Here is a 24275-nt window from a genome sequence, read left to right on the forward strand (position 1 = left end):
GCCGAGGTGTTGATGAGTGAGGGCTGTACGGAACGACGAAGCTCCTGGTAGACGGGTTCTCGACCAAGATCACCCGTGTCCGCCAGGAGCTTCGCGTGCTTGTCTACCCGTCCTCGATCGATCTGTCCAGCCGCACCCTGAGACACCTGAGCAGGCAACTCGCCGCCCGGCAGCGAGAGATCGGGACACGGTGGCGCCGCCTGCCGGCCGGTCGCCAGGCGCTGCTGGTCCTGGGCCACCTGCGGTGCGGTGATACGTACGCCCAGCTCGCCGCGGGGTTCGGCATCGGAATCGCGACCGTGTTCCGCTACATACGCGAGGCCGTCGAGGTGCTGGCCGCCCTCGCCCCGACCCTGACCAAGGCGATGGAGACCATCCGGACGAAGGCATTCGTCATCCTCGACGGCACCCTGTGGGCCGAGCGACCGGATCGCCGCCGACACCCCGTACTACTCGGGGAAGCACAAGCGGCACGGCATGAACGTCCAAGTCCTGACCGACCCCTTCGGCCGGCTGTGCTGGTCTGGCCGAGGCCGACATCGATCTGCACACCGCAGACCTCGTCGTAGGCACCTCTTCAGGAGCGCTGGTCGGCGCACAGATCACTGCAGGCGCCGACCCGGAGGACCTGTACGGCCGCCTGCTTTCTGCCGACCATCTGGAGCCCGCCAGGCTGCTCACCTCCCAGGCCATGGCGGAGCTGGGAGGGCTGAACGCCAACTCCGGGGATCCGCAGCTGGCACGGGCACGGGTCGGGCGCGCGGCGTTGGATGCGACCGCGCTCGCATCGGAAACGGAACTGCGCGCGAGTATCGTGGCCCGGTGCCCGTCCCGCCGATGGCCCGAACAGCGGCTGCTGCTCAGTGCCGTCGACGCCGAGACCGGCGAGTTCGTCACCCTGCACGACGAGAGCGGTAAAGAGCTGATCGACGCGGTGGTGGCGAGCTGTGCATTGCCGTTCGCGTATCCGCTGGCAACGGCCATGGGGCGCCGGTGGATCGACGGCTTCATCCGCTCTCCCGTCAACGTCGATCTGGCAACGGGCTACCCGCGGATCGTGGTGCTTGCGCCCATGGTTGACGGGTTCGGGCCGACCGGGCGGGTGCCGACCAGGTCAGCGAGCTGCCATAGCGCACGGGTGCGGATATTGCCATGGTCATCGCTGACTCCACCGTCGATGCCGTGAACCCGAACCCACTCGATCCATCCTGTCTGGCAGCCGTCGCCAAAGCCGGACGAGCCCAGGCAACGACCGTGGCCGCAGCGGTCGCCGACGTGTGGCGCGCCCAGCCCTGATCCAATCTCGCTACCACCGGCCGGGCCGTTCCTGCGCTCGGAAGGCGCCTTAGGGCTCGAAGAGAATCAACATGCTGTCTTGATCATCGCTTGTCCGCTGCGAGGAAGGCGGTCACGTCGGCGGGGGTGGAGAATCTGGCGGTCGAGGGTGGGATCGTGTAGCCGTGCTCCGTCAGCAGTGGCTGGACCTGGTGAACCGCCCGGGTGAGGGTGCTGCCGTTGACGCCGAAGAGCTGGGCCAACAGGTCACGGGTGCCGAGTTTGCGCAGGTAGAGCACGGTGGCCAGGACGCGGTCGGCTGCGGTCAGTTTGTCTTTGGCGCCGGCTCCGGGGGTGCGGAGCCGTTCGCCACCGCGTTGTCGAAATCGTTCACGCTCGCGGCTTTCGGCCAGAGCAGAAGTCAACTGACTCACGAGGGCGTCCAGTTCGGGGCAGGGCATGCCGGTCAGCGCAGGGCTGCGAAGGGATGCGGCATCCGGCCGCTGGGGTGCCTCTGCTGATAAGGCTGCTGGCGGGATGCTGCCCGAGCGTGGGGTGTCGGGGTGCTCGGGATGAAGGGTGTAGTTCCAGTCGCCGTGGAAGCGGTGCCGAGTCATGGCTAGTGCGTCGATCTCGGTGTCGGTGACCTTCATGCCGGTGTCGTAGGGGCTCCTGTCAAGTTCGGCCTCCACTTTCAGGCCGGCACGGGTCGTGGTCGCCGCGATGCTGTTCACGATGACTTCGTGGCTGGTCAGCGGCCTGCCGCGCCAGTTCATCGTGATGTGGGAGAACAGGCGGTGCTCGATCTTGTTCCACTTCGATGTCCCGGGCGGCAGGTGGCAGACGGTGATGTCCAGGCCGCATTCAGCGGCCAGGACAGCCAGTTCGGTTTTCCATGCCCGGGTGCGATAGCCGTTGGAGCCGCCCGCGTCGGCGGTGATCAGCAGGCGCGTGGCCTGCGGATAGTCGTGTCGACCGCGGGCCTGCCACCAGCGGCGGATCGAGGAGACCGCGAACTCGGCGGTGTCGTGATCACATCCAACGTTCACCCAGCCGGTGTTCGCTGCGAGATCGTAGATCCCGTACGGGATCGCCTTGCCCGGCCCCTGCCGGTCCAGGAAGTCGTGTGTCCTGACCCGCCCCGGCTCACCCGACCTTCGCCAGTCACGGCCGGCGTTCTTGTAGTCGCCGACCAGTTCCTTCTTCTTGGTATCCACGCTGATCACCGGGTCCCCGGTACTGATGTGGTCTTTGGCCTGGTCATTGATGTAACGGAACTGAGTGTCCCGGTCGGGATGCTGAGCGCCCTCGATGGTCTTGGCATTGGCCTGCAGGCTGAAGCCCTCTTGCCGCAGCAGGTCACCGACCGTGTCCGCGCTCACCCGGTGCCCTCGCTGGGTGAGTTCGGCCGCGAGGTTCCGGGTCGACTTCGTCGTCCAGCGCAGCGGTGACATCGGATCGCCCCGCACATCCGGCTCCACCAGTTCCAACAGGGCCGGTCGCAGACACGGATCGATCTCTGTGGCCTTCTTACGCCCGCCACCGGGACGGCGCACCCGCCCCAGCGGTGCTTCACCCGCCTCCAGCTCGTCGACGCCCTTGCGGACTGTGGTCTCGCTGACCCCGGCCGCCCTCGCCACGGCGCGGATGCCGCCGTGGCCCAGCGTCCGGGCCTCCGCACCCATCAGCAGCCGACGCTGCCGCTCGTCGAGATGCGGGAACAACGCCCGTAACTTCGCTGCGAGTTGACCACGGATCTCATCAGGGACGCGCATACCACGTCAACGAGCCTCAGCACGTGAAGCAACACGTTGATTCTCTTCGAGCCCTTAGCCTCGCCGTTTCGGTTGGTGTGATGAGGCGTCGCTGATCGTCAGCTGTCGGGTGGGCGACGTGATTTCGATGCTCGGGCATGGTGGAACCCCGGCGCGGTGGTCGGGTTCTCCGGGGTCCTTCGGGTCGTGGCGGTCAGGTGGTTTTGTCGGTCAGCCGACCGGGCGGGGCAGCGCGGCGAGGCAATGGAAGACCGTGACCAGCTCGTGTCTCCAGGGCCAGGTTGCGGAGATCCGCAATCGCAGACGGCGGCCGCCGCGGGTGAGGCGTGCGGTGACGTGCAGCAGTCGGTAGCGGAGCTTCTTCGGCTCGGCAGCCGCGAGTACGCCGTCCAGGAGGAGGGCACATGGTCTTCAGCTCCGCGCGCAGGGCCGCTATCTCGGCCTCCAGTTCCTGCCTCGTGGCCTCGCTCACCGGGACGTCCTTCGTGTTTGTGCTCGTCGTGCCGCTCTCACCGCGGCGGGCCCGCTCGGCCCGCACCCAGTTACGCAGCGTCTCCCGGCTCATCCCCACGTCCTTCCCCACGCCCTCGAAGGTGTGGCTCGGGTCCGACAGGTACAGCGCGACGGCGTCCGCCTTGAAGTCGGGCGAGTAGACCTTCATCACCATAAGAGATCCCTCCTCCCCGGCCCCTGGCGGGGCCGGGCTCAGAGGTGTCCACCATTCGGGGACAGGCCCCGACCGGTTACCGCAGACTCAACCCCGCTGCGAGTACCGCCCCGCAAGTAACTTGCGCTTCTTGGCCTGGCAGCCGCCCTTACCAGCTACAAACGGCTCCTCACCGTCACATGGAGGACACGCAGTAAGCAGCTCGAGTCAAGCGATACTCAAACCGACAGTCAAACCAGTTGCAACCTCCCTGGGCCAGGCTAGTGCTGAATTCAGCGGAACCGGGCCGAGTCGAATACGAGTTGTTGCCCGCGGTATCGAAGGAGGTGTCTGGGTGAAGTCGATCCTCTTTTATCTGCCCGTCCTGGCCGGTTATGACCAGTTCCAGAAGGGTCTGGCCGGGGTAAATTCCCAAAACTACCAGAATATGCTGTGGCAGATTTCGCAGCAGGCGAAGTTGGCGGATGACCTCGGCTACTGGGGCCTGTCGTTCACCGAGCACCATTTCCATGTCGAGGGCTTCGAGGGGTCGAACAACCCGATCCTGCTCGACCTGTACGTGGCGATGCAGACCAAGAAGATCAGAGTCGGCCAGATGGCGAATGCGCTGCCGTTCCACAATCCGCTGCGATTGGCCGAGGACCTGGCGATGCTCGACCAGATGAGCGGCGGCCGGGCATTCGTCGGCATTGCCCGGGGCTATCAGAAACGCTGGGCGGACGTGATGGGGCAGCTCTTCGACGTCGGTGCGGCACCGTCGGACAGGAGCGAGGTGGACCTGCGTAACCGGAGGCTCTTCGAAGAGCACTGGGCGATCATGAAAAAGGCGTGGACAGAGCTGTTGTTCTCCCATGAGGGAAAGCACTGGAAGATTCCCCCGGCCGGACTCGACTTCGACTACCCGGCCATCCGTGAGTTTGGTGGCGGACTCGACAACGACGGAACCATCACTCAGATCGGCGTCGTTCCAAAGCCCTTTCAGCGACCCTATCCGCAGGTCTTCCAGCCGTTCAGCGCCAGCGAGGAAACGTTCCGTTTCTGCGCGCGAGAGGGGATGGTCCCACTGGTGATGAACACGGATGACGAGATCGTCCGGCACCTGTTCGACGTCTACCAGCAGGAGGCCGAGGAATCAGGCTACGGGCGACTCAAACGCGGGGAGCGCATCGGCATTATCAAGGATGTGGTCGTCTCCCGGGACGCCGCAGAGGCGCATTACTGGGCGCAACGCGGAAGCGGTTTCTGCTTCGACCGGTGGTTCGGTCCCCTGGGTTTTAGTTCGGCGCTGCGCAACAAGGGAGAGACCGGACCTGTGGGCACCGACTACGCCACCTTGAACGCCCGGGGTTTCGAATGGGTCGGCACACCGGACGACATCAACCGCAAGATCGAGAAGACGGTCGCGCTGCACAACCCGGAGTATCTGCTCCAGTGCCAGTACTCGACCCTGATCCCCAACGACGTCCAGTTGCGCAGCCTTGAACTCTGGGCCACTGACATCGCTCCCAACTGGGTCTGACGGCGTTGTCACGTAGGAGCGAGTGCAGTGCAACGCCACTTCGGTGGTGCGCGCCTGACCGCTGCTGACGCCATGCGGCGGGTCGGTGCTGGTGGCCGTGTCCGGTGGCCGATCGGGCGTCGTCCGGGCCGCGGGACACAGCAGGGCCTGAGGCCGCCGAAGGCGTGGAGCTGGGCACCGCGCGGTCCCACAATCGTGGAGGTCACCGGGAAGGGCTGTGGCCGGGTCAGCCGGGTCAGCCTGGTGTGGGCCAAGCCCGGCGAGCGGGCGTCGCCCCATGCTCAAGCGGCACGCGCCCGTGCAGCAACTTTGCGCCGTGGGATGGTCGTTACGCGGAATCAACCTGCCGCGCGGCGGCAGGCGCTGGAGAATGTGCTGCACATGAATTCCTGGTGACGTGGCCGTCCCGCCGAAGGCGCGTTGGGCACGTCGCACGGATCCCATCTTCCCCCTGCTCGCCGGCTGCCGCGCGTCATGCGTGGCGGTCGGCGGCATCATGTGGCGCGGGTGGGGCATTAGCCTGCGCGTTTCACTTGGGACTGTGTCCGGATCATGAGCGGTAACGCGAAAGTGCCTTCTGGGCTGGGACGATGAACCTTGTCGGGGAGTTCTGTCGGTCCATGAATCAGCCCGGAGTCCTTCTTGATCCGGCGTCTCCAAAGCGCCATCTCCAGTGCGACCAGCGGACGTTCGGTCCGCATGTGGTTCGCAACCTGCCTGCCGACGATCATCCGTGAATACACGTCCAGGACGTACGCCACGTACGCCCAGCCCGACCAGGTGCGGACATAGGTCACGTCCGCGATCCACAGTTGGTCGGGCCGTGAGGCGGTGAAGTCGCGGTCGACCAGGTCCGGCGGGCGGGGTGCCGACGGCTCGGGGATCGTGGTGCGGCGGCGCCGGCCGCGGATGACGCCCTCGATGTCCAGCTCGGCCTCGGGGGCACAGGCGGTCCGCACGATCCAGGTCCTGCCGCCGGCCCAGCCGCGGCGACCAGCACGGCGGCCGCCGGCCGGGCCCCACGGCATCGATGGCGGCCTCGCCCGAGGCGCCGGTGCGCACCCGTGAAACCGCGTCGGCCGGCTACCAGCGTGCGCTCGCCGCGCACCAGGCCAGCTGCAAGCCCATATGGCCGACCCATTCGGCCATGCCGTCCATCACCTTGTCGATGATCGTGGAGATCGTCGCCTTGGAGACGTTCGCGCCGTAGACCTCGGTCAGATGCGCGGAGATCTCCCCGTGGGTGAGGCCTTTTGACGAGTCGTTGTTGCCGGGCAGACACCGGCCCGGGAGCACAGGCTAGCGGCGTTGGTAAACAACCATAGTCCACTCCGATCTCGGCGGGAATGCCTTAGCGGTGCGCCCCTGAACGCGGTCATCACTCCGGTGTGCGTGCCGCGCAAAATACGGACAGCTATTTTTGCGCCTCGGGTTAGAGCGCTCGGTAACAGGCTTGGCAATAGGGATTGTCGGGCGCTCTTGGTTCATCAGTGAGATCATCACGGGCCAGCCACTGCCGAACGGCGGTGAACAGCACTGCAAGGTGGCTGTCAAGCGACGTGCAAGAGCATCGTGTGAGGCTCTATTCCAGCAAACGAACGACGCCACAACCGAGCTGTTTCGTTAGGGCCCCTAGTTTGCACGGTTCCAAACGGCAACTGATTTACGGCAACAGGAACTTCTGAGAAATATTGCCGAGGAAATCTCTCTGTATAGCGATTGGGATGGGCCAATGTTCGGGGCTATCGACATAGGTGTTGTCGGGTCAGCGACGTCCGCAGTATGTCTGATCGATGCGTTGTCCCAGGTCGGCGGCCCACCCGGCGGGATCAGCCTGTTCGACCCATCGCCACATCTATGGCGCGGGCGCGCCTACCAACATGATGCGCATACCATGCGGGTTAACGTGCCGCCCGCTGACATGTCGGTTCGATACGGGGATCCCGGTCACTTCGAGCGGTGGCTCGACGCCTGGGATACCCGCGACGCTGGCGAGGACGTTGATTGTTGGTCCGGCGCGCGGTTCGTGCCCCGCACGGTCTTCGGTGACTATCTCGAGCACACGGCCGGGGTGGCCCTGGCCAGGCTGCGGCAGCACGGGTGGCGGATCAACCTGGTGCGGGCCGGCGTGAAGGCAGCAGTGCGCACCGACGACCGCGTGGTACTGGTGACCGAGCATGGCAAGCACCGAGCGGTCGACTATGCCGTGCTGTGCGTCGGAGGAGGCCGTCCACAGGACGCGTACGGTCTTTCTGGTACGCGCAACTACATTGAGGAGCCCTATCCCGTTTCACGGACACTCAACGGACTCGGGATCGACGATCACGTGGCGATCACCGGCAGCGGCCTGACCGCGATCGACGTGGTGGTGGCGCTCGTGGCACGCGGGCATCGCGGCCGAATCAGCCTGTTGTCCCGACGCGGTGCGTTGCCTGGGGTCCGGCAGCGTCCGGTCCCCTACGAGCTGCGCCTCTTCACAGCGGAGCGGTTCCGAAGGCTGGCGATGCACGACAAGACCGTGACGGTCGACGACCTCGTCGCCCTCATGCGCGCAGAGTTGGCGGGCGCGGGCGAGCAGCTTGCTGAGATCATCGACGAGGTCGCTGGAGTGGAGGCGGAGCAGCCGATCACGCGGCTGCGGCGCCAGCTCGACAGTGTCAACGCCCCCCACCTGGGCCTTCGGATCCTGCAGCACGCCGTGGCCGAGACCGGGCCGGATGTGTGGCCCCTGCTGTCGGAGCGCGACAAGGTGAAACTGCTGCGTACTCACTATCGCACGATCATGAGCCTGTGCTGCCCGATGTCATCGGCCAGCGCCACCACGCTGCTGCGCCTCATCGACTCCGGCCAGCTCGACATCGTCGCCGATCTTCAACGGATCGAACCGTTACGCAAGGACGGATTCCGCATTGTCACCGCCCATGGAGAACTCACGGCTGAGCACGTCATCAACGCGATGGGCGCGCCCTCGCACCGTATCCCCACCATGGCGGCGCCGTTAGTTACGTCGCTGTTGACGGGTCGGGCGGCCTCGTGCCACCCGCACGGCGGTCTCCACGTCGAGCGCGCCACCAGCCGACTAACCGTCGAAGGCAACGCCGACCCCCGTCTCTACGCCCTCGGCGACCTCGCCGCGGGGACGTTGTTCTTCACCTTTGGAATCCCTTCGCTGGTGGATCGCAGCCACGACATCGTTCACGCGATCCGCAGCGACTTGGCCAGGAGCCTGGTATCGCAGACGACAGGCGTGTTCCAGTCCCCCCAGCGCTCGCCAGCACCAGATCGACACCTCGACGAACGAAACGAGAAAGCACTGTGACAAGTACGCAAACAGCAGTCCACGCCGATTACCTGGCGGACACCCACACTGGATTGCCTTTACCGAGGGAGTCGACATTCGACTCGCCGGGGGACGAACGGCGACACCGGAAGCAGCGCCTCGCCGCGGCGTTACGCCTATTCGGAAAGTACGGTTTCGGTGAGGGTGTCTCGGGCCATATCTCGGTCCGCGACCCCGAGCATTTCGATCGCTTCTGGGTCAATCCTTTTGGCGTCTCGTTCAAGCTGGTCCGGGTCCGCGATCTCATCTGCGTCGACTCCACCGGCCAAGTCGTGGAGGGCGGCGACTACCGGGTCAACCCCAGCGCTTTCGCCATCCACTCACAGATCCACAAGCTCCGGCCGGACGCCACCGCCGCCGCCCACGCACATACCGTCGCTTCGCGCGCGCTGGGGGCGCTCGGCAGGCTCCTCGACCCGATAGACCAGGAATCCGCGGCGTTTTACCGCGACCAAGTGCTCTACGACAGTTACGACGGCCCGTCAGTCACGGTTGAGCAGGGCCGGCGCATCGCCGAGAGGCTGGGAGACAACCGGGCCATCCTCTTGCAGCATCATGGCCTGATCACCGTCGGAGGCTCGTTGGACGAGGCGGTGCACTGGTTCTTCACCTTTGACAGCTGCGCACAGGTCCAGTTGCTGGCGAGCGCAGCGGGCACCCCGAAGTCCATGACGGACGACCAGGCCCGCAGTGCCCAAGACGGCTTTGGCGACTCGCAACTCGGCTGGTACAGCTTCAAGCTGCTCTGGGACGAGATCGTCCATGAACAACCCGACCTGCTCGAAGAATAGAACTGTCTCGATTCTTTACCGAGGCCTGTTGTAAGAATTGCTACTGGTACCGACGACAGCGAGCCGTCCGGGCTTGTCCAGTCAGGTCTATAGACACGAGACTCAGGAAGTATAATGGCTGTCAATAACTACGTCTTGGCCGATCTGCCCAAGGCGGAAGGAGAACGGCTCCGCGTTCAGGCTGAAGTATGGCTAGAAGACGTCGAAGTCATGCTGGATGCGATAGGAGTCGACCAGGGAGCAGACTGTGTCGATGTCGGATGTGGTGCTCTTGGTATCCTTGAGCCACTATCGAGGAGAGTTGGCCCACGCGGCAGGGTGATTGGGGTCGATTCGGACCCCAGCATCCTTGCCGAGGCCGATTCTTTCGCGCGTGAGCGGAATCTGCGCAATGTCGAGCTGGTGCTGGCTGATGCCAGTGACACTGGCCTGCCGCGTGGTTCGTTCGACTTCGTGCATTGTCGGTTCCTGCTGGTCTTCGGTCACCACGACGAGATTGTGTGCGAGATGGTTGCGCTCGCCCGGCCGGGCGGTGCGGTCTGCTGTGAGGAGACCGACCAGGACTCGTGGAACTACTTCCCTACACCCCGGTCCTGGCCGTACCTGAAACAACTACTCGAGCGCGCTTTCGATACCTGGGGCGGCGATCCGAATCTCGCTCGTCGACTGGTTTCCATCGTCCGCGACGCCGGCCTGTCCGACGTTCGGGTCCGTTCCGGCGTGCACGCCATGCAGGAAAGCCATCCCTATATGCGCATGCCCGTCCTCGTCCTGACCGGCATGCGCCAGGTGATCCTTGACCACGGCTTGGTCAGTGCCGGCGACCTGGATGTCATGCTTGCCGACATGGAGCAGGCTATCGCTGACCAGAACACTTGGGCGAACTCGTTCACGGTCGCGCAGGTTTGGGGGCGTAAGCCGTCAGCGTGAGTAGGGACGCTGGCACTCCTGCGGTCCGGTAGTAGGGCTACACCAACCGGACCGCGGGCTGCGCCCGGACCGAACAGTCCATCAGCCAGCCCAAGATCACCACCAATGCTACAAACGACCTGAATGGTGCCTGGAAAAGGGAAAACCAGCAGGCAGAGCTTGATCCACCCAATAGTGGGTCAATACCCGGCGTACAGCCCGACTCGTCTGCCGCCACCTGCGGCTTTGCCTGAGAAATGGCCACTGACCTGCGTCGGAGGCCCTTTCCGATCTTTCGGGGGCTTGCCGCGTTAGGCGGCGAAAAGTCCCTCGGAACTCCCTCCGACAGCGCTGAAAGTCCCTGAAAAGTCCCTGGAGCAGAGGGGCGAGCGATGCCTCCGGCTGGTTCGGATGGATGGGACATAGCGCTGTTGCTCTACGTCCGCGGCTCTGCAACTGCCGTGAGGCAGGACGTGGTCTGTGGTGTAGGTCTGGGCACTGAAGGGCGGATTCTTGAAGTGCGTTGTTATGCCTGGACGGTGAAGGCCGCCTCGTAGCCCTGCGCGGTGCGGACGTCCTCGTACACGCCGGTGGGGCGCAGCTGGTTCCAGCGGTGGCCGAGGAGGAGGGCGAGCCCCATGGGGCCGGCCAGAAAGAGGTGGATGCGCGGGGTGGTGCGGGTGGCGCGGCGGACGATGTCGCGGATGCCGATGGCGAGGGCATTCGCGGCTGCGGTGTCGGGGACGGAGCCGTCCTTGGCCCCGCCTGGCGGGGTGAGGACGAGGAGCTTGGAGACGGACACCTGTTGCTCGCGCAGGTAGTCCAAGAGAGGTCTTCGTCCCGCGCACTGCCGAGCCCTGGTTGACCGCCGGTGCGGTGCGCACCGCGTGCGGCCGGGATGCGCGCCCAGTGCGGTCGGTACGCACCGACCGCACCGACGGTGCGCAATCACTCAAGCGTGTTGTGCACCCGGCACGGTGCGCAGGTGCGCAACAGATGCGCACCCCAGGCCAGGTGGTGCGCACCGATCGCCAGCGCTGACCTGCCGTGGTGAGTTCCGGCGGACACGAACTCACCGCCAGCCGCCGCCGAACTCACCACGGAGCTGGAAGAACTCACCACAGCCCTCCCGCACCTGCGCACCGATCGCCGCACCGCATGGTCCCGGCCGCGGCGGACCCGGTGCGCACCCGAGCGAGTGCGGCGCACCGCACTCAGGTGCAGTGCGCGCGGCCGCGGTGCGCATCGGAGGTGCGGTGCGGCCGGGACCCGCACGGTGCCGCCTGCCGTGGACGCTAACGGCATGGTCGGCTGTTGAAGGTCGGGGCCAGGGGCGTGTCGCTGAGACCCGAGGTCGAGGCCCTGGGGGCGGGCTCGCGGTCACCGGTTGCATCCACCAGGTGAGCGCCGAGAAACTGACCATCGTGCAGCAGCGCGCGCCTCGCGAGCCTGCCATACGGCCGCACCAGGTCGGTGTCATCCCGTCCAGGGCGCAGTCCTTTCGGCACCGCGTTGAGGCCGACCGGCTGCGAGCGGTGGTCGAGAGCGGCGGTACCGCCATCCTGCACCAAGTCCTGGCCGGCATGGGCGGGGTGGGCAAGACCCAGCTCGCTGCCGACTACGCTCGGACCGCCTGGGAGGAAGGCAGCCTGGACGTCCTGGTCTGGGTTACTGCGAGCGCCCGTTCGCCTGTGGTGACCGGGTACGCGCAGGCCGCGTCGAGCTGTGCCGCGCCGCCCCCGACGACCCTGAGCAGGGCGCGCGGACGTTCCTGGCTTGGCTGGCACCCAAGGCCAGGGCGAAGCCGTGCCGGTGGCTGATCGTTCTGGATGACGTCGGCGATCCCGACGACCTGCGCGGCCTATGGCGTCCCCGCAAGCCCATATGGCCGGACCCTGGTCACCACCCGTCGCCGCGACGCCGCCTTGCTCGGAGACGGTCGCCGTCTGATCGAGGTCGGCCTGTTGACCGAGGCCGAAGCCGTCTCCTACCTCACTGTCTCCGTGGCCGCGCGAGCTGGCCTACCGGCGCATGCGCGGCAAGATTCCGGTCCTCGTCGAGGCCTGACCGGCAACTTCACCGACCACCACGCCTTCCTGGCCCGCGCCGATGCTCAACCGGATCGACGCCGCCACCGCGATGGTGGACCGGCTCAGCCAGCACATCGACACTGTGCTCGTCCGGCACCGCCGCGAGTTGGAACTGCTGGCCACCATCCCCGGCGTCAGCAGCCGGGCCGCCCAGGTCATCCTCGCCGAGATCGGCACCGATATGAGCCGCTTCGCTGACGCCGGGCATCTGGCCTCCTGGGCCGCCTTCTGCCCCGGCAACCATGAGTCCGCCGGCAAACAGACCACCGGCCGAACACGCCACGGAGACCCCTGGCTCAAGGCCGCCCTGCGGCCAGGCCGCCATGGCCGCAGCCCCACCAAGAACACCTACTTCGCCGCCCGCTACCGTCGCCTCGTCGCCCGCCGCGGCAAACGCCGGGCCCTGGTCGCGCTCGAGCACTCCATCCTGATCGCCGTCTGGCACATGCTCACCCCTGACGTGGAATACGCCGACCTCGGAGGCGATCACTTCCTCCAGCGCACCGGCAAGACCCGCGCCACCCGTCGGCTCGTCAGCCAACTCAACCAACTCGGCTACCAAGTCCGCCTCCAGCCCGTCGAAGCGGCCTGACCGGCCCGTCGGTATTTGCCACCAGCGAATTCTCGTATCAGGGAACACCGTTTCGATAACGGGCTGTGCGGGCCGGTGGCCTGTGGGTGAGCGTCAGTCCGGTTCTTTCAGGTGACGGTGACACGCAGGACGTACGGCTCGCCGGTGCTGATCGCTTCGGCCTGCTCACGCAGGTCAGCGTGAGTGAACTCGAGCAGGGCCTGGTCGCGGCCCGGCGCAGCAGCGGCAGGATCTCGGCCGTGGGCCGGCCTCGGTGTGTCTCGGCGAGCTCCGCGAAGGCCCGCTGGTACGGGGCGCCGTACGTGCCCGCGCTGTCAGCCAGCAGCCGGTTCAGGTGCTGCCTGCCCACATTGATCTCACCCATGGCCCGCTCCCATGCCTGCAGGGGCCCGGCCTCTCCAAGCCCTCACCCACGACGCTACGAGCCGGGTCTGACAGTCCCGGCTGGTCATTCAGCGCGCCGTCCGATCCGCCCCCGGTGACGCCGGGGCGGATCCACATCACAGTGCACGGGCCCCATGCTCGGCAGCCGTTTGAGGGCAGGGCTTACGCGGCCTTGAGGCGTGCGACTTCCCGTGCTCGCTCCGACAGTGCCCGGACGGCGGGAAGCTGCTGGTAGGGACGCAGGCCTTCGCGGAGGGTGGCGAAGTGGTCGTCACCACGGGCGGAGCTGATTGCGGTGTAGCCGTCCAGGAACTGTTCCCACTCGGCGCACGACTCCTCAACATGTCGCATGGTCAGGAGTCGGGTGGCGAGGAGTCCGGTGGCGTGCACGCGGCCCTGCCGCTCTGCCTCGGGCCGGTGCTTGTTAGACCGGCGGAGCGCCTTGACCGATCCCTGCTGGTCGCCGACTTCCCACAGCACGTGTGCGGTGTGGAAGAGGTAGGCGGCCCGGTCATAGCCGCCGACCGCATCGTTGCGGCCGTCCGCTTGCGACAACGCGTCTTCGGTCTCCCGCAGCCGGGTGAACGCCATGCGTCGGTCTTTCACCATCGCGGCACCGTGGGCCTGTTGTCCTCGGAGGAACGCCGTCAGGCGCGGGCCTGCGGCTGGTGCCGCTTCGGCGGCGGAGTCGGCGAGTTCCAGCGCCTTGTTCCCGTAGCCCAAGTTCGATGCCTGGAGCGCCATCCCGCGCAGGGTGCGGCAGTAGGTGACATGGTCTTCGGCGCCGCCGGCGAGTTTGAGTGCCTTTTCGTAGTACCGCTGTCCGACCCCGTGTTCCCGCTCGTACATGGCCATCCAGCCCGTGAGATACACCAGGTCCGAGGCGGCTGCTCGCATGGCCTTCTTCACGGCTTCGCTGCCGTCCGCCCGCAGGTAGCTGCCCACCGTGTTGACGAGGAAGGCTGCCGCCATTGGACGGGCGTGGCCGCCGCCGAGGTCGTCGAGAATGTCGGCGATCTTCTCTGTCATCGTGCGCACGGTGGCTACCTCGCCCATGCCGATCCTCACCGTGCGGCCTGCAGCCGTGGCCTCTAGGCGGCCTGTCACATCCTCGAAACTGGGGACCATGAGCGCTGCTGAGTAAAGACCGGTGCCGAGTACTGCGCGGCGTGATGGGTCCATGTCTGCCCTCCCGAGGTCGACCACCCCGGACACGACATCCGGGGTGTTTGGCAGGTCGGTGGTCTCGCCCAGCCCTGCCTCAAGGGACGTTACGGGCCGTCCGAGGAGCCTTGAAATTGCCTCGGTGATAGCCGCCCGTGCCTCGGGCTTCGGCATGGATCCGGCGAGCCAGTGAGAAACGGAGCTCTTGTCGTACTGCAGCGTGACGCCGAGCTCCGCGCCCGCCCTGTTCACGGCACGCGCGAGCTGCGAATTCCCGATCCCGCCCTCCCTGATCAGGCCCGCGAGGGCCTCATTCGGCGTGCGTACGCGTCGAGCCATCTCGTACCCCCGAGTGCGTTCAACCAGTTCAACCTCATCCCCACTGTGCCGACTTACCCGGTGTCGCGGAAGGGAGTTGGGTGATTACCAGCCGTCAGAGATTCATCTCCGGCGGCCGGTTGAGGCCCTGTCCGCCCCCATGACCCCCGAGGGGGGCGGGCACGGCCACCCTCCCCTACTGAGGCGATGACGATGACCGCAGCAGCACGAGGCCCACAGCGGCGTCAGGTCCGCTACCCGGCCCATGAAGAGAACGTTCCCCAAGCTCGTCACGATGTGGCGAAGGCCCTGCATGAGTGGGCACTCCCGGATCTGGTCGCCTCGGCCGAGCAGATCGTGAGCGAGTTGGTCACCAACGCGCTGGAGCACAGCGACGCCGCCACCATCGGCGTCTCGATCACCCGAATCGCCGCCGAGAGCGTACGCATCGTCATCACGGACAACGCCTCTGCGCTGCCGACGGCTAGCAGGCCTGGCGACGAGAACGAGCACGGCCGCGGCCTGCTGATCGTCGCCGCCTTCGCCGCTCGGTGGGGCAGCGAACGCGTCCACGGCGGTAAGCGCATGTGGGCGGAGGTATCCCATGTCCAGTGAAGGACGCGCGGTGACTCTGCTGGCGCTGCTGGGCCTATCCGGGCCGGTCGCAGTCTGCGCCCCTCACGTGGCTCATGCCCTGGCCGTGCCCGCTCCGGTGTCACGTCCGGACATGCCGCCGACCGACGATCTGGACTTCCCCCAGCCGGACGGCAAGGTCCCCGGCGGCTCCCTGTGAGCCGCCATCGGCGGGCAGCACCTGCACCCTCCGCGTTCCGCCGCGGGGAAGTGTGGTGGCTGGTGCTCGCCGTTGCCGGTCTGCTGGCCGCGCTTTTCGCGGCGGCGGTCTGATCTCCGGTGGGCCGCTGTGACCTCCTCCCTGCGTGGCCACCAGCGGACACCCGCCCGGTGCGCCTACTCCCTCTAGCCGGCGCACCTGGCCCCAAGGGGTCGTGTTCTCCCGAGAGCGACCGGCGCCTTCAGCTCTGCCCTTTCCGAAGCGATCGAGAGCTCACTCCATCCCAAGGGGACTACATGCCCAGAAGACCCGTCTACTCCGGCCGCGTCGGTGTCCTTTTCGGAGGGGCCTCACCCGAACGGCCCGGCTCCATCGCCTCGGCCGAGGCCGCCTGCAAGGCACTGACCGTGCAGGGGCTGGTCGCGGAGCTCATCGACCTGAGCGATGTGGACCTCACCGGGCTCAAGGGCCGGATCGACGCGGCCCTGCTCGCGTCGCACGGCCTGGGCGGCGAGGACGGCAAAATCCAGGGAGCACTCGAAACGCTCGGCATCCCCTGCACCGGCTCCGGCGTTGTCACGGTTCCACTGCGTGGCACCCCAAGCGGTGCTGCGGGCCCGCCAGCGACCCGTCGCTGTCGACAAGCTCGCTGGGACTGCGGACAGGTCGGTGACGATCGCGAAGAACCGCCGGTCGATCTCCTCCTGGGCGCTGTCGGTCTTGAACTCGCGTTGCGCCAGCGGGCGCAGCCCCGCGTAGTCCCACACCAGCGTCGTGCCGTCCGTGTACTGCTCGGCCAGCTGCGCCCCGTCCCAGCAGTAGGACGTGGCTTCGACGCTGCGGCTGTCGGCATCCAGGCGCTGTTTGGCGATCCGGCGTCCGAGCGCGTCGTAGAGGTAGCGCCACTGGCTCCCGTCGGGAGCGTGGACGTGGGTGAGCCGGTCTTCGGCGTCCCACGTGAAGCGCCAGGTGAGGGTCCTTCCGCTGAGGGTGGTGGTCTGCCGCAGCGTGATGCGGCCCTGGGCGTCGTAGTGGTAGCGGGTTCGTCCGGCGTGCGTGATGCGGGTGCCGTCGTAAGCGCGTGCGCCAGTGTTGTCCTGGCCGGGTGCCTGGGAGGGCAGGGAGGTGTGGGTCTGGTCGCCGGCGGTGCTGTAGGCGTACTGCTCACTCCAGCCGTGTGCGTGGACCGCGGTGATCCGGCTCGCCGCGTCGACGGTGTTGCGGCGGCCGGTGTGGCTGTCGTCGACAGTGAGGGGTGAGCCGTCGGCCTGGTAGGCGAAGGCCCGTTCCAGGACGTCGGCGTGCGGCGTGCCCAGGGACTGATGGACGAGGCGGCCCACTTCATCCCAGTTCTGGAGCAGTGTGAGCGTGTCATCCAGGGTGCGTGCGGTTTCGCGGCCCAGCGCGTCGCGGTCGAAGCGGAAGGTGTGCTCTCCGGCCGTGTACGTGGCCAGTCCTTCCCAGGCGTAGGCGAGGTCACTGCTGGCCCCGGACGGGGTGCGCCGGTGGGTGCGGCGACCGAGAGCGTCGTAGGCGAAGGCCAGGGTGCGTCCGTTGACGGTCTCGGCCACGACCCGTCCTGCTGCGTCGCGCTCGAGGTCGATGCGGGCGTGGGCGTTCGTGATCTGTGAGACGTGGCCGGTCTCGCCGCGGGAGAAAGCGGATACGGAGCCATCGTCGTGGTGCAGCCGGGTGACGCGGCCGAGGACGTCGCGTTCGAACGTCAGGCTCTGGCCTGCGGCGTTGGTGCGGCGTAGCAGGCGGCCGAGCGCGTCGTGCTGGTAGGACAGGGTGCGGCCGTCGAAGTCTGTCTCGGACACGAGTCGGCCGGCCGCGTCGTAGGTGTAGTGCCACTCCAGGCCTTGGGCGTTGGTGACCTTGGTCAGGCGCAGTTCCGTGTCGTGGGTGAAGCCGTAGCCGTTTCCCTCCGCGGTGCGGGCGGTGGCGGGCCGGTCGAAGTGGGTGGCCGTGTAGGTGCTGGTGCGGCACATGCGATCGGTGTGGCCGACGAGGTTGCCCTCGCCGTCCCAGGTCCATTCCTCCCGGGGTGCCGTCGGGCAGCTCGCGCCACGCTGGCTTTCCTTCGGCTGTCCACCCCTGGCGGAGTGTGCCGCCCAGGGGGTCGGTGACGGTGATGATGCGGCCGAAGGCATCCCGGGCGCAGTCGGTGCTCGCGCCGTCGGGCGCGGTATTCCGCAGCGGCAGGCCGGCCGCGTCGGTCGTGATCCGGGTGACGCCGCCGACCGCGTTGCGTACGCCGGTCACGTGGCCGCGGTCGTTGAACTCGTACTGTGTGCTGGCGCCGGTGGGCTCGATGACGGCGGTGCGGTCGCGTACTGACGCTGAATGCCACCGCGCTCGGTGACCTCGACGGGCAGGCGTATCTCGTTGTAGGCGGCGGTGGTGCGCACGCCGTCGGGGGCGATGAGGCCGACGAGGTAGCCGTGGGTGTCGCGTTCGAAGCGGGTGGTGTTGCCCAGGGCGTCTGTCTGCGCCAGCAGACGATCGAATGCGTCGAACTCGAAGTGGGTGGTGTTGCCCAGGGGGTCGGTTTCGGCGACGGCCTGGAGACGGTCGTTGAGATGAAAGACCGTCGTGTCACCCGTGGAGTCGGTGTAGCGGGTGATGCCATCGCCCGTCTCGGCGTGAGTGCCGTAGGCGAAGGCGGAGGAGAGGAAGCCGTCGGGGCCGATGGTGCGGACGACGCGGCCCTCGGAGTCGTACACGTACTGGAAGGTGGAGTCGTTGCCGTCGGTCCATGACGTGATGCGGGCATCCGGGTCGTAGGTGAAACGCAGCGGCAGGCCGGAGGAGTTGGTGACCGCATTGAGGTTGCCCTGCGGGTCGTAGCCGTACGTCATGACGGTGACCGGTCCGTCGGGGGTGCGCAGGGCGAGTTCCCGTACGCGAGCGTCCTCACAGGTCAACTGCAGGACGTAGCTGCCCTCATGGCTCACCGTGGCCGGGCCGCCGTCGCTGCGGCGAGTGAAAATGATGCGGTTGAGATTGCGGTCCTCGAGCTCCGTGAGCCAGTACGCGATGGACTCGTTGTACGGGCTGCCCGTGAACGAGCGGGTCGGACCCGAATGCGGATCGGTGACGCGGTACGTCGTCTCCGCGTTGTCCCGCCCGGCGTACACCAGGCGCAGTCGGGCACCCTGCCAACGGCAGGACCCCGTCCGTGTCGTCCGGCCGAGGAAGGCGCGGGTAAATCAGCAGCGAACCGTCCTCCCTGGCCACACCGCGCCGCCTCCGGCTGGGGGGCTTCGACGGCCCGGCCGATCCAGAGACGATGGGGGATGCAGACCTTCAGCCCGTACCGACTTGAACTGGACCGACCACAGACGACTCAAGGGCCCCCCGCTCGCGCGCCCCGGCCGCGCTGACGTCCTCCAGCCCGACGGAGGCGAGCATTCAGGCTGGCGCGGGGGCGGGAGAATCTCCCGCTCCCGCACGGGGCTACAGGGCGGCCCGAGCTGGAGAAGGCGCTCGCGCTGGCCCACCAGTTCATGGAGGCCGCACCCGAGACGCCGGTCATCTTCACCGTCCACGAGCCCAAGCTCCTGGCCAGGCCGCCGAGCTCCAGGCCAGCGGCATCCAGCTCGAACTCCTCACCGGCCCGCTCACCGATATCTACGACCCCCAACGGCATGGGCGCCATGTTCTTCGCAGTGCTCGCCGTCGCCGGGCAGATCGAGCGCAACTACAAGGGCATCCCCGACCCGGAGATCGCAAGAAGGTCACCGTCAAGGTCGGGCAGAACGCGGGCAAGCTCCCCTCGCTCTACCCGGCGCTCGCCGAAGCCGAGGACACCGCCGTCGACGACGAACTGCCCCGCAGGCCCGAGCCCGCCCGGATCCGGCGCCCCGCTGACGCCCGAGGAAGCCGATCTTCGTCAACGCCTCCAGGCCCAAATGCTCCAGGGAACAGAGACCGAGTAGCCAGCAAGATCCATCTCAGCGCTAGCCGCCGTATGGCTGCTACTCAGACCCGGAGTCATGCGGCCCCCGTCCGCTTCAGTACTGGGGGTGCTCCTCCTGCACGCAGCTGCGCCGGCGTGAGGAGCAGGGCCAGGGTGGCGCCCCGACGCGAAACGCTCCCCTGCGCATGTGGGTCCCTCTTTTCCCGACTGCCCTCGGATTTCGAGGAGTTGATGCATGTGCCGTTCGCGGCAGCCCATATGTTCAAGAAGTTAACGCACTGTTTCCGTTGACGGCACCCCCGGCGCCCCCTTACAAAGCTGAGAGCGCTCTCAAGAGATGCAGGTCCACTTCGCCCTCCGGAGGTCCTCCCAGTGAGTACGAGAACCATAGGCACCGCTCCACCTTCGCCCCGCCGCCGTGCTCTTTTTGGCGCGCTCATCGCCGCCGCGCTGGCCGTCGCCGGCGTCGCCGCCGGTCTCTTCGCCGCGCCGGCGCAGGGCGCCGCACCGGCCGCCCCCGGGTGGGCCCTGCAGTGGAGCGACGACTTCAACGGCGCCGCCGGCACGTTGCCGTCGTCCACCAACTGGCTGTTCCAAGAGGGCCACTCCTACCCTGGCGGCCCCGCCAACTGGGGCACGAACGAGGTCCAGAGCTTCACCAAGTCGACCAACAACATCAGCCTGGACGGCGCCGGAAACCTGCGGATCACGCCCCTGCGCGACGCCTCCGGTAACTGGACCTCGTCCCGCATCGAGACCCAGCGCTCGGACTTCAAAGCACCGGCCGGCGGCACCCTGCGCATCGAGGGTCGCATCCAGATGCCCAACGTGACCGGTGCGGCCGCCAGCGGCTACTGGCCGGCCTTCTGGGCGCTCGGCTCGCCCTACCGAGGCAACTACTGGAACTGGCCCGGCATCGGCGAGTACGACATCATGGAGAACGTCAACGGCATGAACGCCGTGTTCGGCACTCTGCACTGCGGTGTGAACCCCGGCGGTCCGTGCAACGAGACTACAGGTCTCGGCAATAGCCGCCCCTGCCCCAACTCCACCTGCCAGTCCGGCTTCCACACCTACACCTTCGAGTGGGACCGCAGCGTCATCCCCAACCAGCTGCGGTGGTACGTCGACGGTGTGCAGTTCCACAGCGTCAGCCAGAACCAGGTCGACGCCACCACCTGGTCCAACATGACGGACCACGCGGGCTACTTCATCCTGCTCAACGTCTCCATCGGCGGCGCGTTCCCCGACGCCCTGGGCGGCCCGACCCCGACCGCCGCGACCGACCCCGGCCACCCGATGATCGTCGACTACGTCGGCGTGTGGAGCCGGACCGGCGCCACCACGACCACCCCCGCACCGTCACCCACCTCCACACCCCCGCCGTCCGGCTCGCCCACCCTCTACCTACGCTCCGACGGCGGACTCGGCAGCTCGACAGGAACCGGCTCCACCGTCACCGTGGCCTCGGGCGGCGGGACGAACCACGACGGAACGCCGTACCTGCCGCAGACCTTCCTCGCCTCCGGTATCACCCGCACCTACAACGGCGGCGCCACCCAGTTCGACCTCTCCGTGGACGCGGGTACCGCGGTCGGCGACGGGCAGCAGATCCGCGTCTCCTACGACCTGACGGGCGACGGCAGCTGGGACCGCACGGAGACGTACAACTACTTCGCCACCGACCCCGTCACCGGCTACGAGCACTACACCCAAAGCCGCGGCCTGAAATCCGCCACCGGCACCCTCGGCGACCTCGCCAGCGGCAAGGTCAAGGTCGAGGTATGGAACGCCATAGGCAACGCCCCGTCCACGATCGGCACCGGTAACCAGTCGGTCGTCGCCATCCCCTTCACCTGACCCGCTTCGGCCTTCCCTTCAAACCGACTTCTCTTCACCCCTTGAACCGACCCTCCAGGGGCGGCCCTCCCCCACGAGGGCCGCCCCGCGGGCTGACCGCCCGGTCCCGCGCGGTGTCGATTCCCCCCGTCGATCGCGGACTTGTTGATCCGCAGGCAACCTGCAGCACCTCTTTGATGGCGCGCACGGTGGCGAAGGGAGGGCATCCGGTGATCAGCCAGGCACAGCAGGCGCGAAACGGGCATGCGTCTTCCGGGCTGTCCGGAGCGACGTTCGACGCCCCGCTGACCCGGACAACCACCCAGTCGGTCATCGACGACAACCGCAACAAGGCTTGCGGTGACGCCCCCAGCATCCCGGGCAAGAGCTGCGATGAGTACCCGTTGGCCACCTCTCAGCAAGGGCTCAGCGCCGGCGGAGCGCGGCGCACCTTCGACGACTGCTCCTTCAACCTGCCGCGCCAGACCGGTCCAAGGGGTGCGAGTGCCTGCATGATCCCGGCCGCGGAGAACAGCGCCCAAGGCGGATTGAATACACAGTTCTACCGGAGCCAACGCGTCCTGGAAGGCGATCGCTTCCGCGTCGTCACCCCCTGACGCACCAATAGCGAGTGGTTTGTAAGCGAGAGACCGACCACCGCCTCCTCGCTGATCCCAGTACCAGTACGGCGTCGCGGGTAAATTCATCTCCCGCCCCGGACAGCCTTGCACGGGCCGCTCGCCAAGCCTCGCGCGTGCGGCCGCCCACCCCGCACCCCCGATCTGAGCGGTGATCACATGACGAGTCCCTGGGCCACCGTCCGCGTGGATGACCTTTCGTTCGGCGTTCTCGACAACGGGGACATCCCCATCGAGACAGCAGACTGGTCCAACGGCCTCGTGGCCGTCATGTCCCACGGCGCGGTGATCAGCACCGGCATCCACATCGGCTACGTTCGCGTGCGCGTCGACCTGACCACTTCAGCACCCCACGAAGACGACAGGTCCTGGGAGGAAGTCGTCGAGGCCAGCGTGCACGCTCCTCACGGCCACTTGCGCGTCGACTCCTTCGAACAAGGAACCGTCACTACCCTTCCCCTTCTCAGCGCAGCCGGACCGGGCTGGTACCGGCTGCGCGTCCACGCCCGCGGCCGCCAGACCAACCCCGACGGCGTCCAGAACCAACCCGTCGAGGAATACCTCTTGAGCATCTGGCCAGCACCACCCTCCCCGACCACCATCCGTCACGGCAGCGACCGCATCGAAGCCAGCCTGCGTACCACTCCACCACCGCCAGACACCCAACCTCAGCCCAACCCTCCACCGCAGGAACCAGCCTTCAAACCAGCTCCATTCCCCAAGGACTGAGACGCCATCCGCTTTCCGAACGTGATCGTTTAGTTCGGGGTGGGTGGGCATGAACTCCGGCCGGTGGCGGGAGAGATGGGCGTGGTTCGTCCGCTCGTCTGGCTCGTGGAGGTGGCTGGTGGCGTCGGTGCTTGGTCTGCTGGAGGCCCGGGAGAAGAAGATCCGGGAAGAGGTCGCGTGGCTGCGGGAGGAGGCCGAACGGGTGCAGGCCGCGCTCGGTGAGGCGGAACGCGCACTTCACCGTCTGGTGGATGCCCGGGTCACGGTGACCGAGGTACTGACCGAGCCGGCCTCCGAAGCAGCGGAGCCGGCGCCAAGGGCGGTGGCGGGATCGGTGGTGCCGCACCGGATCGAGGGCATGACGGCGTCCGTCCTGGCATCGGATTACCAGCGCATCGTGGAGGTACTGGAGTACTGGAGTCGGACGCAGGCCGGGCAGGTCTGCGGTGTCAGCAACTGGCTGTGTCCCTCGGCCTGGAAGCAGTTCCGGCGAAGGTCGAGGGGCTGCGGTCGAAGGCGAAACGCCTGGTGGAACGGGGTTGGATCCTGCAGGTGCGGCCGGGGGTGTTCACCGCGCTCACGGTGCCGGCCGGCTGAAAGCACCCGGGCGGCGTCCGGCCAGGCGGCCGCTCATGAGCATGGTCATGGACCACAGCACCATGGCCTCGTGCATGGCGGGCAGCGTCTCGTAGTCACGCACCAGACGACGCGAACGCATCAGCCAGCTCAGCGTTCTTTCCACCACCCACCTGCGCGGCAGCACCACGAACCCCGTTGTGTCGTCGGAACGTTTGACGATCTGAAGGGTGAGCCGGCACTTCTCGGCCGCCCAGTCCACCAGCCGGCCCGCATAACCGCCGTCCGCCCAGACGAGGCGGATGGAGAAATACAGCGTGCGCAGCCGCTCAAGCAGCGGTACTCCCGCGTCCCGGTCCTGGACACTCGCCGCGGTCACCACGACCGCCAGAACCAGGCCGAGACAGTCCACCACCAGGTGCCGCTTGCGGCCTCCCACCTTCTTCCCGCCGTCCCAGCCGGACGTGGAGCGCGGGATGTTCGCGGCCGCTCGCACCGACTGCGAGTCCACGATCGCGGCCGTCGGGTCCGGTGAGCGGCCCTCCTCCTGGCGCACCCTGTCGCGCAACCGGTCGTGGAGCTCGGCAAGCAGGCCCGTAACCTGCCAGCGGCGGGCGAAGGCGTGCACCCGCCGATACGGCGGGAAGTCCGCAGGCAGGTTGGCCCACTTGACGCCGTTGTCGACCACATAGCGCACCGCGTCCAGCATCACACGGTGGCAGAAGCCCTCCGGCCGACCGCCCCGCCCCTGAAGCCACGCGGGCACCGGCAGCAACGGCCGCACGACCTGCCACTCCGCCTCCGTCAGGTCGGAGCCGTAACACCGGACACGCTCCGGACCGTCCGCCGCGTTGCCGAACCTGTGCGCGAGGCAGTCACACTCCGGTGACGGCGCGTTGGACTCCGCGGACGCGAGCACGAAAGACTGCGACACAGGGCCTCCTGGTGCTGCTC

Annotated in this window: 21 protein-coding genes and 4 pseudogenes; 14 read left to right on the forward strand and 11 right to left on the reverse strand. The window is 67.2% G+C overall.

Annotation, left to right across the window (positions count from 1 at the left end):
* Nucleotides 1-95: 95 nt before the first annotated feature.
* From QFZ67_RS00425 to QFZ67_RS00435, 3 genes and pseudogenes are all read left to right on the forward strand, one after another.
* A pseudogene (locus QFZ67_RS00425) lies at nt 96-552 on the forward strand (transposase family protein); the annotation flags it as partial.
* A gap of 49 nt (nt 553-601) precedes the next feature.
* Complete coding sequence (locus tag QFZ67_RS00430) at nt 602-1186, forward strand: patatin-like phospholipase family protein (protein WP_307665690.1); 585 nt, start codon at nt 602-604, stop codon at nt 1184-1186.
* Entirely contained in the window at nt 1153-1296 is a 144-nt protein-coding gene (locus QFZ67_RS00435; protein WP_307659118.1) for a hypothetical protein, read from the forward strand. Before QFZ67_RS00430 ends, QFZ67_RS00435 begins: the two co-directional genes overlap by 34 nt.
* An 83-nt stretch (nt 1297-1379) precedes the next feature.
* On the opposite strand, the gene QFZ67_RS00440 is transcribed toward QFZ67_RS00435, so the two are convergent.
* Nucleotides 1380-3050, reverse strand: a complete 1671-nt coding sequence (locus QFZ67_RS00440) for an ISAzo13 family transposase (protein WP_373429904.1) — start codon at nt 3048-3050, stop codon at nt 1380-1382.
* A 193-nt stretch (nt 3051-3243) separates the two neighbouring features.
* Nucleotides 3244-3717, reverse strand: coding sequence for a transposase (locus tag QFZ67_RS38880; protein ID WP_373429905.1), 474 nt, complete (start codon nt 3715-3717; stop codon nt 3244-3246).
* Between the two features lie 334 nt (nt 3718-4051).
* Between QFZ67_RS38880 and QFZ67_RS00455 the strand changes: the two genes are divergently transcribed.
* Nucleotides 4052-5236, forward strand: coding sequence for an LLM class flavin-dependent oxidoreductase (locus tag QFZ67_RS00455; protein ID WP_307659119.1), 1185 nt, complete (start codon nt 4052-4054; stop codon nt 5234-5236).
* Between the two features lie 515 nt (nt 5237-5751).
* Here QFZ67_RS00455 and QFZ67_RS38885 read toward each other — a convergent pair.
* Both QFZ67_RS38885 and QFZ67_RS38890 read right to left on the reverse strand, forming a co-directional pair.
* The gene (locus QFZ67_RS38885; RefSeq protein WP_373429906.1) at nt 5752-6195 is read right to left on the reverse strand and encodes a DDE-type integrase/transposase/recombinase; all 444 of its coding nucleotides are present in this window, start codon (nt 6193-6195) and stop codon (nt 5752-5754) included.
* Nucleotides 6196-6373: 178 nt separating this feature from the next.
* Nucleotides 6374-6496 (reverse strand): annotated as a pseudogene (locus tag QFZ67_RS38890) (transposase); the annotation flags it as partial.
* Between the two features lie 472 nt (nt 6497-6968).
* Here QFZ67_RS38890 and QFZ67_RS00470 point away from each other — a divergent pair.
* From QFZ67_RS00470 to QFZ67_RS00480, 3 genes are all read left to right on the forward strand, one after another.
* On the forward strand, nt 6969-8555 hold the full coding sequence (locus tag QFZ67_RS00470; protein WP_307659121.1) for an FAD/NAD(P)-binding protein: 1587 nt from the start codon (nt 6969-6971) through the stop codon (nt 8553-8555).
* Nucleotides 8552-9367, forward strand: coding sequence for a class II aldolase/adducin family protein (locus QFZ67_RS00475; protein WP_307659122.1), 816 nt, complete (start codon nt 8552-8554; stop codon nt 9365-9367). Before QFZ67_RS00470 ends, QFZ67_RS00475 begins: the two co-directional genes overlap by 4 nt.
* A 114-nt stretch (nt 9368-9481) precedes the next feature.
* Entirely contained in the window at nt 9482-10297 is an 816-nt protein-coding gene (locus QFZ67_RS00480; RefSeq protein ID WP_307659123.1) for a methyltransferase domain-containing protein, read from the forward strand.
* Between the two features lie 505 nt (nt 10298-10802).
* Here QFZ67_RS00480 and QFZ67_RS00485 read toward each other — a convergent pair.
* Nucleotides 10803-11102, reverse strand: a complete 300-nt coding sequence (locus tag QFZ67_RS00485) for an SAVED domain-containing protein (protein ID WP_307659124.1) — start codon at nt 11100-11102, stop codon at nt 10803-10805.
* Nucleotides 11103-11676: 574 nt separating this feature from the next.
* On the opposite strand from QFZ67_RS00485, the gene QFZ67_RS00490 reads away from it, so the two are divergent.
* A complete protein-coding gene (locus tag QFZ67_RS00490; RefSeq protein WP_307659125.1) occupies nt 11677-12096 on the forward strand; it encodes a hypothetical protein in 420 nt (139 codons plus the stop codon).
* A gap of 289 nt (nt 12097-12385) precedes the next feature.
* Nucleotides 12386-12958, forward strand: a complete 573-nt coding sequence (locus tag QFZ67_RS00495; RefSeq protein ID WP_307659126.1) for a transposase — start codon at nt 12386-12388, stop codon at nt 12956-12958.
* A 546-nt stretch (nt 12959-13504) separates the two neighbouring features.
* On the opposite strand, the gene QFZ67_RS00500 is transcribed toward QFZ67_RS00495, so the two are convergent.
* The gene (locus QFZ67_RS00500) at nt 13505-14845 is read right to left on the reverse strand and encodes a hypothetical protein (RefSeq protein ID WP_307659127.1); all 1341 of its coding nucleotides are present in this window, start codon (nt 14843-14845) and stop codon (nt 13505-13507) included.
* A gap of 192 nt (nt 14846-15037) precedes the next feature.
* Here QFZ67_RS00500 and QFZ67_RS00505 point away from each other — a divergent pair, with 192 nt between their 5' ends.
* Nucleotides 15038-15439: an ATP-binding protein gene (locus tag QFZ67_RS00505; RefSeq protein ID WP_307659128.1), complete on the forward strand. Its 402-nt coding sequence runs from the start codon at nt 15038-15040 to the stop codon at nt 15437-15439.
* On the forward strand, nt 15429-15617 hold the full coding sequence (locus tag QFZ67_RS00510; RefSeq protein ID WP_307659129.1) for a hypothetical protein: 189 nt from the start codon (nt 15429-15431) through the stop codon (nt 15615-15617). The genes QFZ67_RS00505 and QFZ67_RS00510 overlap by 11 nt, the downstream gene beginning before the upstream one ends.
* 350 nt (nt 15618-15967) lie before the next feature.
* Here the strand turns inward: QFZ67_RS00510 and QFZ67_RS00520 are convergent, their stop codons facing one another.
* From QFZ67_RS00520 to QFZ67_RS00525, 4 genes and pseudogenes are all read right to left on the reverse strand, one after another.
* A complete protein-coding gene (locus QFZ67_RS00520; protein WP_373430189.1) occupies nt 15968-17608 on the reverse strand; it encodes a hypothetical protein in 1641 nt (546 codons plus the stop codon).
* Between the two features lie 9 nt (nt 17609-17617).
* Nucleotides 17618-17770: pseudogene (locus QFZ67_RS38895) on the reverse strand (hypothetical protein); the annotation flags it as partial.
* Nucleotides 17715-17882: pseudogene (locus QFZ67_RS38900) on the reverse strand (hypothetical protein); the annotation flags it as partial. The pseudogenes QFZ67_RS38895 and QFZ67_RS38900, both read right to left, overlap by 56 nt.
* On the reverse strand, nt 17879-18757 hold the full coding sequence (locus QFZ67_RS00525; RefSeq protein ID WP_307659130.1) for a hypothetical protein: 879 nt from the start codon (nt 18755-18757) through the stop codon (nt 17879-17881). The gene QFZ67_RS00525 and the pseudogene QFZ67_RS38900, both read right to left, overlap by 4 nt.
* Before the next feature lie 1169 nt (nt 18758-19926).
* Between QFZ67_RS00525 and QFZ67_RS00530 the strand changes: the two genes are divergently transcribed.
* The 3 genes from QFZ67_RS00530 (at nt 19927) to QFZ67_RS00540 (ending at nt 22745) form a co-directional block, all read left to right on the forward strand.
* The gene (locus QFZ67_RS00530) at nt 19927-21399 is read left to right on the forward strand and encodes a glycoside hydrolase family 16 protein (protein ID WP_307665691.1); all 1473 of its coding nucleotides are present in this window, start codon (nt 19927-19929) and stop codon (nt 21397-21399) included.
* A gap of 176 nt (nt 21400-21575) precedes the next feature.
* On the forward strand, nt 21576-21995 hold the full coding sequence (locus QFZ67_RS00535; RefSeq protein WP_307659131.1) for a hypothetical protein: 420 nt from the start codon (nt 21576-21578) through the stop codon (nt 21993-21995).
* A gap of 207 nt (nt 21996-22202) precedes the next feature.
* Nucleotides 22203-22745, forward strand: a complete 543-nt coding sequence (locus QFZ67_RS00540) for a hypothetical protein (RefSeq protein WP_307659132.1) — start codon at nt 22203-22205, stop codon at nt 22743-22745.
* Between the two features lie 577 nt (nt 22746-23322).
* Here QFZ67_RS00540 and QFZ67_RS00545 read toward each other — a convergent pair.
* The gene (locus QFZ67_RS00545) at nt 23323-24129 is read right to left on the reverse strand and encodes an IS5 family transposase (RefSeq protein ID WP_307665692.1); all 807 of its coding nucleotides are present in this window, start codon (nt 24127-24129) and stop codon (nt 23323-23325) included.
* Nucleotides 24130-24275: the final 146 nt, after the last annotated feature.

The sequence above is a fragment of the Streptomyces sp. V1I1 genome, assembly GCF_030817355.1.
Taxonomy (GTDB): Bacteria; Actinomycetota; Actinomycetes; order Streptomycetales; family Streptomycetaceae; genus Streptomyces.

Excerpts from the sequence above, each read along its gene's own strand:
- QFZ67_RS00520 (WP_373430189.1), bottom strand. The coding sequence starts at position 17,608 with ATGTGCCGCACCAGCACCTACACGGCCACCCACTTCGACCGGCCCGCC.
- QFZ67_RS00505 (WP_307659128.1), top strand. The coding sequence starts at position 15,038 with ATGACCGCAGCAGCACGAGGCCCACAGCGGCGTCAGGTCCGCTACCCG.
- QFZ67_RS00535 (WP_307659131.1), top strand. The coding sequence starts at position 21,576 with ATGGCGCGCACGGTGGCGAAGGGAGGGCATCCGGTGATCAGCCAGGCA.
- QFZ67_RS00470 (WP_307659121.1), top strand. The coding sequence starts at position 6,969 with ATGTTCGGGGCTATCGACATAGGTGTTGTCGGGTCAGCGACGTCCGCA.
- QFZ67_RS00495 (WP_307659126.1), top strand. The coding sequence starts at position 12,386 with ATGCTCAACCGGATCGACGCCGCCACCGCGATGGTGGACCGGCTCAGC.
- QFZ67_RS00435 (WP_307659118.1), top strand. The coding sequence starts at position 1,153 with ATGGTCATCGCTGACTCCACCGTCGATGCCGTGAACCCGAACCCACTC.
- QFZ67_RS00440 (WP_373429904.1), bottom strand. The coding sequence starts at position 3,050 with ATGCGCGTCCCTGATGAGATCCGTGGTCAACTCGCAGCGAAGTTACGG.
- QFZ67_RS00480 (WP_307659123.1), top strand. The coding sequence starts at position 9,482 with ATGGCTGTCAATAACTACGTCTTGGCCGATCTGCCCAAGGCGGAAGGA.
- QFZ67_RS38880 (WP_373429905.1), bottom strand. The coding sequence starts at position 3,717 with ATGGTGATGAAGGTCTACTCGCCCGACTTCAAGGCGGACGCCGTCGCG.
- QFZ67_RS00510 (WP_307659129.1), top strand. The coding sequence starts at position 15,429 with ATGTCCAGTGAAGGACGCGCGGTGACTCTGCTGGCGCTGCTGGGCCTA.
- QFZ67_RS00500 (WP_307659127.1), bottom strand. The coding sequence starts at position 14,845 with ATGGCTCGACGCGTACGCACGCCGAATGAGGCCCTCGCGGGCCTGATC.